A 1,721-nucleotide genomic window follows, 5' to 3' on the forward strand; every position below is an offset into this window, starting at 1 on the left:
ACCATGAACTCGCTGGCAGTTAAGGCGGGCGTGGCGGCGACAACGATCTGCCACCTAGCGAGAAACGATGACAAGGGGGGGCATCAGCACTTTCCTTGGATCTAGCAGGGAAGATCTTGACGGTGCTGGATTGTGGGATTGAAGATCTATTGGAGACAGCCGACAATAACTAGTATAACAACTTTTGACATTTGGCCATATTCAAGCTAATCTAAAAAAAGCTACCTCTGCAAAATGGTTACAACTTACAACGCACTTGTGACCGCAAAGTGCTACGAAAATTTTTTCGATAGTTTAATTGGAGACAATAAAACATTAAAAAAAATAAACTGGCAATACGACTCTGAATTAGCCTGCTTTATTTTCCAAGGAGGATCAACATTTTTGAGTGAAATAAACGAAGCCAAATGGAAATCGACAGGACTTCGATCATTCTTGCTGACAATAGATATGTATGGTCAAGCAAGTCTCTCTGGGAATCTCAAGCTTGCCGAATACGCAGGAACCAATATTGAGCACACTTCTGGATACTCTGTTCCCGCCAATGCACTTGAATCCATTAAGAATAGTCCTGCGGCAGCAATTATTAAAAAGCTTGATGAAATTGCAGATGAAGCAGAAGTGGTCGATGGCGATTCTGATGAAGTTTTCGGGAAGAGATATGTGACGAGTGCCTCGATACTCAACCCTCGCGAAATTCCTCTTGCAGATAAGCTTTATGAATTAGAATCAGTTTTCCAAGAACTCGGAGTGGATTACGCTATTGCCTGCCCTGGCAATTTCTTTGATGGTGAATACGAAGATGCACACTATGARATAGGGCCTTTTGCATATGCTCAGGTCTGGATTGGCCCTTACGCTTTTGTTTACATATCTGAAAATGAAGTAGACATCAATGAACTGACACCTCCTCCTGCTCCTAGCCCCGACCATCAACGTCTAGCTGGTCAAGCTTTACTTGATAAAGTTGAAGAGCTGGGAGATGATATTCCCAAGCCCGACTTGGTTCGGGCATGTGGCTACGTATCAATAAAGAGGAGCGGGGAAGAGAGTTTGCGGTTCACTGATTTTTATCAAGCCGTTTTAGATGCCAAAGGGCTTTCGCTTGGAGATGGGGAAAAATCCTCAGAAGAGGGAAGACTCATATCCAATGCATTTGACTCCATCTCCACATGGCCGCCATGGATTTCCAGGGCAAGGCCGCTGACGAAGGTCAATGGTCCCCTACTGCTGGCATCGTCTGACTGTTGAGAGGCGAGGCACTTTCAAGGGGAATCCAGGCTCGACTCAAAGGTATAACAGTTTTAAGCTACTCTTGGCACCTTAAATTGCTTTTCACTTTTCAGGTGTATTCGTAGAGAAGGTACGGCGGAAATGTCGATATCCTTCATGGCAATAGGGTACGAATGGAGTTGAACACGAAATCCTGAACCTTTTATTCTACGCTCACGAGTGCATTCAATTCTTGCATACTCGGTCGAAGCACCATTCTTTAAGTGACCAATAATCTCAATGAAACGAGCGTAGAAGTGTATTGTGCTTTCATTGACAAGTTGTCCTGCCGCAAGGTTAAATACTTGCATCTCTAGCTCGTCTAATGCTACCCAGGCTAAGAACTTTGACTTGTTTGGATTTCCATAGCTTGCTAAATGATCAGGTCGCGTTCTTGATATGGATGACGGGCGACTCCATGACTGCGCCTCGGTTGGCCTCTTTGTAAG

General features: G+C 44.5%; 2 protein-coding genes. One reads left to right on the top strand and one right to left on the bottom strand.

Annotated features, from left to right (window positions below; translation table 11 throughout):
- The first annotated feature begins 234 nt into the window (after nt 1-234).
- The gene (locus tag C7K08_RS17000) at nt 235-1,251 is read left to right on the top strand and encodes a hypothetical protein (RefSeq protein WP_423218703.1); all 1,017 of its coding nucleotides are present in this window, start codon (nt 235-237) and stop codon (nt 1,249-1,251) included.
- A 53-nt stretch (nt 1,252-1,304) separates the two neighbouring features.
- Here the strand turns inward: C7K08_RS17000 and C7K08_RS16225 are convergent.
- The coding region (locus C7K08_RS16225) for a hypothetical protein (protein WP_206603885.1) at nt 1,305-1,721 on the bottom strand (417 nt) is incomplete at its 5' end.

Origin of the sequence: Synechococcus lacustris str. Tous (assembly GCF_003011125.1) — a bacterium.
GTDB lineage: Bacteria > Cyanobacteriota > Cyanobacteriia > PCC-6307 > Cyanobiaceae > Synechococcus_D > Synechococcus_D lacustris.